This is a genomic window from Fibrobacter sp. UWH9 (genome assembly GCF_900129715.1).
Lineage (GTDB): Bacteria > Fibrobacterota > Fibrobacteria > Fibrobacterales > Fibrobacteraceae > Fibrobacter.
In genome coordinates this window covers 74,579-81,701 of the sequence record NZ_FQWP01000015.1, presented here as the reverse complement: position 1 = coordinate 81,701, position 7,123 = coordinate 74,579, and the positions used below count along the sequence as shown (strand labels likewise).

The following is a 7,123-nucleotide window of genomic DNA, read 5'->3' as shown; positions in this document are numbered from 1 at the left end:
AAAATATGCAAGGCGAGCGAAGCACCCAAATGTTCACATTTGGGTATTTCCGAGCCGAAGCAATTTTATCAAAATATAATACAAACCATTACACAGAGCAAGGTTTATATTACCATAGTGCGTTAGGGATGGAAGTGGCGAAGCCATTCGGACTCGCAAAGCGAGGCTGAACGGACGGCGAGCCTTGCTAGCCGATAACGCGACAGCCCGGCCGCGGGCTGATGCCGCGGCAACGCCCAAAAGCCGTTTGCCACGACGCTCTTCAAATTCTATGTTTGGCCGCACCGTCAGATGTCGTATTTCTGCGGAACCGGGCAAGAACTGCCCAAAAAAGGAAATTATTATGTCTCAAATCAACCTCACCATGCCCGATGGCAGCGTACGTACCGTTGAATCTGGCACCACCGGCCTCGAAGTAGCAAAGAGCATTTCTGAAGGCCTCGCACGCAAGGCTCTCGGTGTAAAGCTGGGCGACAAGGTCCTGGACCTCTCCCGCCCTCTCACTGAAGATGGCGTTTTCAAGATCATCACTCCGAACAATGACGATCCGGATTGCTTGATGCTGCTCCGCCACTCCTGCAGCCACGTGATGGCAGAAGCCATCTGCGACCTGTTCCCGGGCACAAAGCTCGCTTACGGTCCAGCAGTTGAAAAGGGCTTCTACTACGATTTGATGACACCGACTCCGCTTCAGCAGTCTGATTTCGAAAAGATCGAAAAGCGCATGAAGGAAATCATCAAGGAAGACCGCCCGTTCACTCGCGTGGTTGTTTCCGGTGAAGAAGGCCTGAAGCGCACCGCTGGCGACAAGTACAAGACCGACAACGCCGAACGCGCTCTGGCTCGCGAAGGCGCCGACGGCACCCTGAGTTTCTATGCAAACGGCGAACCGGGCAAGAACTGGGAAGACCTCTGTGCAGGCCCCCACGTTCCCAGCACTGGCAAGCTGAAGTCCTTCAAGCTGCTCTCTCTCGCAGGTGCATACTGGCACGGCGACCAGAACAGCGACCAGCTGACCCGCGTGTACGGCACCTGCTTTGCCGACAAGGAAGGCCTGGAAACCTATTTGAAGTTCCTTGAAGAAGCCGAAAAGCGCGACCACCGCCGCATCGGTAAGGAAATGGATCTGTACCACATCGAAGACCATTCTCCTGGCATGGTGTTCTGGCACCCCAACGGCACCAAGATGGTGAACGCCCTCAAGGACTACATCCGTGGTAAGATCGACCGTCGCGGTTACCTGGAAGTGATCACTCCGGAAATCGTGAACAAGACTTTGTGGATCAAGTCCGGTCACGCCGACAAGTACAACGAAAACATGTTCAAGACCATGGCTGGCGACGTAGAAATGGCTGTGAAGCCCATGAACTGCCCCTGCCACATTCAGATTTTCAACACCGGCCTCCGTAGCTGGCGTGACCTCCCCATGCGTCTTGCTGAATTCGGTAAGTGCCACCGTTACGAACCTGCCGGTACCATGCACGGTTTGATGCGCGTCCGCGGCTTCGTGCAGGATGACGCTCATATCTTCTGTACCGAAGAACAGATCGCTTCCGAAGTGGCTGACTTCTGCGCTCTCGTGAAGGAAATCTACCACGACTTCGGTTTCGATTCCATCGTGGTGAAGTTCTCTACCCGTCCGGAACGTCGCGTAGGCTCCGACGAACTTTGGGACAAGGCTGAAGCCGCTCTCGAAGAAGCCACCAAGCTTGCTGGCCTCGACTACATTCTGAACCCGGGCGAAGGTGCCTTCTACGGCCCGAAGCTTGAATTCACCTTGAAGGACTCCCTCGGCCGTGATTGGCAGTGCGGTACCATCCAGGTGGACTTCAACCTGCCCCAGCGCCTCGGTGCTGAATATGTCGGTAAGGACAACCAGAAGCACATCCCCGTTATGCTGCACCGCGCAGCCGTGGGTTCCATCGAACGCTTCCTGGGCATCCTTATCGAAGAATTCATGGGCGATTTCCCGCTGTGGTTGGCTCCGGTCCAGGCACGCGTCCTCCCCATCTCCGAAAAGTTCGCTGAATACGCCCACAAGGTGGAACGTGAATTGGTGAACGCCGGCGTCCGCTGCGACATCGACGAATCCAACGAAAAGCTTGGCTACAAGTTCCGTCAGTGCGAACTCCAGAAGGTTCCGTACAAGATCATCGTTGGTGAAAAGGAAATGGCCGAAGGCAAGGTTTCCGTCAACAAGCGTAAGGAAGGCGACAAGGGTCAGATGACCGTCGCTCAGTTCCTGGAAATGACTGCAGAAGACCGCAAGGTTGTTCGCTAATTGACCCCGAAGGTGTCATCCTGAGCGAAGTGCGTAAGCACGAAGTCGAAGGATCTAGCATTAAAAAGGCAGACTCGAAAGAGCCTGCCTTTTTGATTTGTCCGTGAAAGCCAAACCTTCATCATTTGACTTTTGTGTCCTATATATGTATATTAAAGCGAAAGAAAGCGAGGTACTTATGGTTGCCACTCTAGAAATTCCCGAGAGACTTCTTGAAGAAGCTATGGTCGTTACCAAAATCACATCAAAAGATGATGTGGTTGTTTTCGCTTTGGAAAATCTGCTGAAAACAAAATCCATCGCAGGATTAAAAAAGTTTAAAGGGAAAGTCGACCTCGACATTGATATGGATTCTATGCGAGGACGAATTTAATGGTTCTTGTCGATACTTCTGTATGGATAGATTATTTTCACAACGGAATCAATTCCACGCATTTAGACTCACTAATTGATTCAGGAAAAGTCTGTGTAAATGATTTGATTCTCACGGAACTAGTCCCATCCATTCGTCATAGAAAAGAGACAGAACTGGAACATTTGCTCTTGCAAGTTCCCAAGGTTTCAATGAGCATAGATTGGACAAGCCTAATTTCCATGCAAACCGAAAACTTGAAACATGGCGTAAATCGAGTCGGCATTCCCGATTTAATGATCGCCCAAAGTGCCATACAGAACGATTTGGCGTTGTATTCCCTTGACAAGCATTTTTCGTTGATGAAAGAATTCTTGCCCCTAAAATTATTTGAAGGGTAAGCAAACTCAAAAAATTGATTACGATCAATTCACAAAAAATGGAAGTTGCAAATGAAAAAGTTCATACTTTTATTTGGGTTGATAACATTATTTATCGCATGTTCCGACGATTCCTCAAGTGCTAATAACGAAAAACAAAATTCACTGCAATTAAATGAAGGTTGCGAAAAATTTGTTACAGACTCCAGTTTGTGGAAGGCAATTCAAGACAGTGATCTTGCCTCACTGAAAAAGAGTATCGAAAACTGCGCTTCATTAGACATGAACCTATATGACTCATCCTCTTATGCGAACCAGGAAGTCATATGGGATTTGATTTGGAAGACTGGTGCAGATTCAACAATATATTACCTTATAGACAACGGTATGGACTCCGTGGCAAGAAACCTCGGATACGGATTCGCAACGGAAGCCATGTGGGCTGGAGATACAAACCTTGTCCGATATGCGATAAGCAAGGGTTATCCGATAAATGGCGAAACAGTCTATCGCACTATAACAAAGGCAATGGATGGAGAATTTGGAAGTGAAATTGCAAGAAAATGGTACAACGAGCTACTCCCCTTTATACCAAACATTGATAGCATTCGACAAAGTATAAGCGGTAGTTATTCTATCTTACACGAATTTTGTGATCAGTTGGGGACCCTTACCTTTTTATCAGAAGAAGACCAACTGTTTTACTTCCAAGATTTAATTGATAGAGGATATTCCGTAAATCAAAAATCAAGCGATATGGTAGAATTGGACTATTGTAATTTTGGTTATTGGAATCAAACGGAGCTTCAAAAGAAGTTCACAGACATTCTGATAAAAGCAGGTGCTGATACAACTCTTGTTAAATACGTCCACTTTAATCCTTAAATTAATTTTGCAAGCGAAATCCTATTTGGGTTTCGCTTTTTTACGTTAGGGATAGTGACCCCTTGGGGCCAAGACTCGCGAAGCGAGGCTTGGTTCTGGACTCAGCCAGGTCTGTTCGGTGTCTGAAGGACTAAAGTTAGTTGGCTCTGTTTCGCAGCAAAAAATCTTTTGGCTTATTATCATGAGGGCAGTGCATCCGTTTATATTTTGCCCCCCGCCATAGATTAGGTTGATTTTTAGAGTCTTTCGCTTATGTATTCCGCGTATTCAATTGTTCCGCATTCCATTTTGTCGTCAAACACTTGTGTGGTGACGACTTCGGGATTTTCGGAAAGTTCGTCGCAATAGGTGAACAAGAATCCGACATTCATGTCGAAGGGTCTCGGCTCATAGGCGCACTCGTCGCTGATATTTACGATGGTGATGGTGTCTTTCGTGATGTTGGTGAGAATGTGGATTGCGGGCGAAGTGTCGCTGATATTCAGCACATAAAGCGGGCACCCCTCGATTTTATTGTTCATCGCTGCCGCAGCGTGCGGAAAAATTGTCGTCAATGCAGTGATGTCGTTTGCCTCGAACCTGTGCAGCCCTAATGTTCTGAACTCGCTTATGCCCGGTGCTTCGAAGCAGGTGTTCTGCAACGCATCGCAGTAGCCGGAAGTCTCGTTGTAAGCGAGAACATTTTTATCAAAGGAATAGTCTGTTATGTCGTATTTTTCGAGAAATGCTTCCAGTGTTTGGATAGAATCGGAATTATGAAGCGAAGATGAAGAAAGTGGGGCGCTAGAAGATGAACTGCTAACTTCCATATAAACGGGGTCCAAAACGACGCATTGATGATGCAGAACAACCCTATATACGCCCATTTTTGTTGCAATATACTTTTCATTAAGATTTTCATTTAGAGTGACGTAAACCCTGACGGGGCAGAATAAAGCCGTTTCTACACCATCATCTTTTTTTACCATGGAAAAAATCAAGGTATCGCCATTCTTGCGGGTTTCTGCATGATATTTTTCTTTCGAGTCATTGATGTATGTAGGGAAATGAAAACTCTGCTTTAGGTTTTTCTCGAAAATATGGATTGAATCCATTTCTATGAGATCTTCTAATACGGATTCTTCTATAATGCAATCCGAAATGGAGTCTACAGTGAAAAGGTCTGTAGAACTTATGTCTCGGATGTTTTCTGCGCTACTCGAATTGTCGTTGGTGCACCCTAAAAGTGCCAATAGCGAAAGTACTATGATTGCAAGGCTCTTTTTCATTTGTCAAATCATCCTTATGCGAATTATTTTCATAGCAACTTACTCAAATTGTGTCGTGACGTTCAGCGAGCCGCCGCGACCATACTGGTCCATGTAAAGCAGTTTCCATTGGAATGGGGTTTCTGGAACTTTGTCCGAAATATTGATAAGACGGAAGGAGTATTCCTTTTCTAGGTCGGGAACTTGCCATCCGTGGCAGTAGCCCGCTATTGGGTCTGCTTCGTAAGAAAACGAAACGACCCCGCAGCCAAAGTTGTTGATTGCAGCCGTGTATTTGGGGTCAACGTAGGCGTAATACGGATAATCGGCGTAGTCCTCTTCGCTATAAAGTTCTTCGCGGTGTTCCCTTAACCATGCGGTATCCGAAACGCTCTTTTCGACAGTGTTGAAATCTTCCTTGGAAAATAGCATGGTATAGGATTCGGTTGAGATTTGTCGTTTGTCGATATCCGCACCGTCGCGGTAAAGAATGATTCCTTCGGGAAGTCCTTCTGCCTGTAACTGGTAATGCCCAACAAAGCGCTCTAATGTCGTGCAGGTCTTTGCGGATAAAACGGCGAGGCGGCTTAATGCGTCGGCGGTATCAAATTCGGGGATGTTGGCGTAGGGAATGAATTCCGTGAGTGCACTGTCACCCAGATTGATATCGATAAGTTGAGTTTTTTCAGTGCTTGCGTGAAAATAGATGCCGAGTTTTTCATGGTCTTTGTAACTTGCCGGATAGGAGATATTATTAATCTTTATGCGTCCGCCAATATCCTCTATGCAACTCCGCTGCTCGCATTCAAACGAACCGTCCGCTTTAACGGTGCATTCTCCCGTGGCAAAGAATCCCGTATCGAGCGTTCCTTCGGGTGTCGGGTATAAAAGTCGATATACCGTTTCGCGTGTCGAGTCTATCGTTTCTTCTCGCGATAGGCTGTAACTGCTCGACGAGCGGGGAACAGGTGTGAAAAGCGATGAAGACGAAAGTGGGGCGCTAGAAGATGAAATGCTTGAATCTATAACGACAGAATCAACAAATCTAAACGGAGTTTCAGCACACATGAAAGTCATTACACTCGGAGGCGGTGGATTGCACACGCCCTTATTTGTATATGTGGAATCTCCATTTCGTATGTTTATGGTATCTCCAAGACTATTGATCGAAATGATTCTTTCGATAGTCCATTCCCCGGAGCAGCATCCGCTTATATCGTATTCTTCTTTTTGCGGTTCCGACGACGAATCGCTACAGGCCAGAAGCCACAGAGAAACGGCTATCAGGTAAATTAGGCTCTTTTTCATAAAACGTCATCCTCTTCAAGGTTGTCGCATGCGGCAGCCTTTTCATTGATTTCCTCAAGCCTACTTTGAATGATGCTCCTCTCGTATTGGTCGTTTTCCAAGATGGCCTCGATGTATTTGTCGCCGACAACGACGCTACCAGATTCGCATTCGGTAAGATTGTATTTTTTTAAGTAGGCTTCGTAACGGGCTTTATGTTCCTCAATGAAAACCGAGTCCTCGTGGGTAGATGGTTCGAAAGCCTCTATTTCCAAGACATCATGGCATGGCGGAACCCCGTATTCCGGCATGAATTCAAGCTCGATTAAGTCTTTATAGCAGGATTTCTTTATGCTTGAAAATAGGGAACTTTGCGGTGCGTTAAGAAGGGAATCTATTTTTTCTTGAGCAATACTCGAGGCCCATTGTCGGTTGTAGTAATATGCGTTGAAATCTTCGATAGTTTTGCAGAAACTGTATGCCGAAATGCACTTTCCCCTTAATCCGGTCGTATCGGGTTGCGATATTTTAGACAATTCCTGTTCTATGTCGATAAACGGCGTTGGTTCCGTCGGCGAGTCTTTCGGGTCGCTTGCCGTATCGTTATCGCATCCGAACCATAGAAACGCGGTAGAAGAAAGGAATATTTTTCTCAGAATTTTACGCAGCCTTATGTTCATGGCTATAAATA

The 7,123-nt window shown here is 46.6% G+C and carries 7 protein-coding genes; 4 read left to right on the top strand and 3 right to left on the bottom strand.

What is annotated here, in order from left to right; all coding sequences use genetic code 11:
- The first annotated feature begins 343 nt into the window (after positions 1 to 343).
- From thrS to BUB94_RS12020, 4 genes are all read left to right on the top strand, one after another.
- On the top strand, positions 344 to 2,281 hold the full coding sequence (gene thrS / locus BUB94_RS12035; RefSeq protein ID WP_073237402.1) for a threonine--tRNA ligase: 1,938 nt from the start codon (positions 344 to 346) through the stop codon (positions 2,279 to 2,281).
- A gap of 145 nt (positions 2,282 to 2,426) precedes the next feature.
- A complete protein-coding gene (locus BUB94_RS12030) occupies positions 2,427 to 2,654 on the top strand; it encodes a type II toxin-antitoxin system VapB family antitoxin (RefSeq protein ID WP_217653135.1) in 228 nt (75 codons plus the stop codon).
- Complete coding sequence (locus BUB94_RS12025; protein ID WP_073237389.1) at positions 2,654 to 3,034, top strand: PIN domain-containing protein; 381 nt, start codon at positions 2,654 to 2,656, stop codon at positions 3,032 to 3,034. The genes BUB94_RS12030 and BUB94_RS12025 overlap by 1 nt, the downstream gene beginning before the upstream one ends.
- 51 nt (positions 3,035 to 3,085) lie before the next feature.
- The gene (locus BUB94_RS12020) at positions 3,086 to 3,898 is read left to right on the top strand and encodes a hypothetical protein (RefSeq protein ID WP_073237387.1); all 813 of its coding nucleotides are present in this window, start codon (positions 3,086 to 3,088) and stop codon (positions 3,896 to 3,898) included.
- A gap of 236 nt (positions 3,899 to 4,134) precedes the next feature.
- Here the strand turns inward: BUB94_RS12020 and BUB94_RS12015 are convergent, their stop codons facing one another.
- From BUB94_RS12015 to BUB94_RS12005, 3 genes are read right to left on the bottom strand one after another with little or no spacing between them, the layout of a single operon-like run.
- Entirely contained in the window at positions 4,135 to 5,166 is a 1,032-nt protein-coding gene (locus tag BUB94_RS12015; RefSeq protein ID WP_073237384.1) for a hypothetical protein, read from the bottom strand.
- 39 nt (positions 5,167 to 5,205) lie between these two features.
- Complete coding sequence (locus BUB94_RS12010) at positions 5,206 to 6,453, bottom strand: hypothetical protein (protein WP_073237382.1); 1,248 nt, start codon at positions 6,451 to 6,453, stop codon at positions 5,206 to 5,208.
- Positions 6,450 to 7,112: a hypothetical protein gene (locus BUB94_RS12005; RefSeq protein WP_073237379.1), complete on the bottom strand. Its 663-nt coding sequence runs from the start codon at positions 7,110 to 7,112 to the stop codon at positions 6,450 to 6,452. Before BUB94_RS12005 ends, BUB94_RS12010 begins: the two co-directional genes overlap by 4 nt.
- Positions 7,113 to 7,123 lie beyond the last annotated feature (11 nt).

What these genes read in the sequence shown, in the direction of transcription:
- BUB94_RS12020 (WP_073237387.1), top strand. Translation starts at nt 3,086, where the DNA reads ATGAAAAAGTTCATACTTTTATTTGGGTTGATAACATTATTTATCGCA.
- BUB94_RS12015 (WP_073237384.1), bottom strand. Translation starts at nt 5,166, where the DNA reads ATGAAAAAGAGCCTTGCAATCATAGTACTTTCGCTATTGGCACTTTTA.
- BUB94_RS12025 (WP_073237389.1), top strand. Translation starts at nt 2,654, where the DNA reads ATGGTTCTTGTCGATACTTCTGTATGGATAGATTATTTTCACAACGGA.
- thrS (WP_073237402.1), top strand. Translation starts at nt 344, where the DNA reads ATGTCTCAAATCAACCTCACCATGCCCGATGGCAGCGTACGTACCGTT.
- BUB94_RS12010 (WP_073237382.1), bottom strand. Translation starts at nt 6,453, where the DNA reads ATGAAAAAGAGCCTAATTTACCTGATAGCCGTTTCTCTGTGGCTTCTG.
- BUB94_RS12005 (WP_073237379.1), bottom strand. Translation starts at nt 7,112, where the DNA reads ATGAACATAAGGCTGCGTAAAATTCTGAGAAAAATATTCCTTTCTTCT.
- BUB94_RS12030 (WP_217653135.1), top strand. Translation starts at nt 2,427, where the DNA reads ATGTATATTAAAGCGAAAGAAAGCGAGGTACTTATGGTTGCCACTCTA.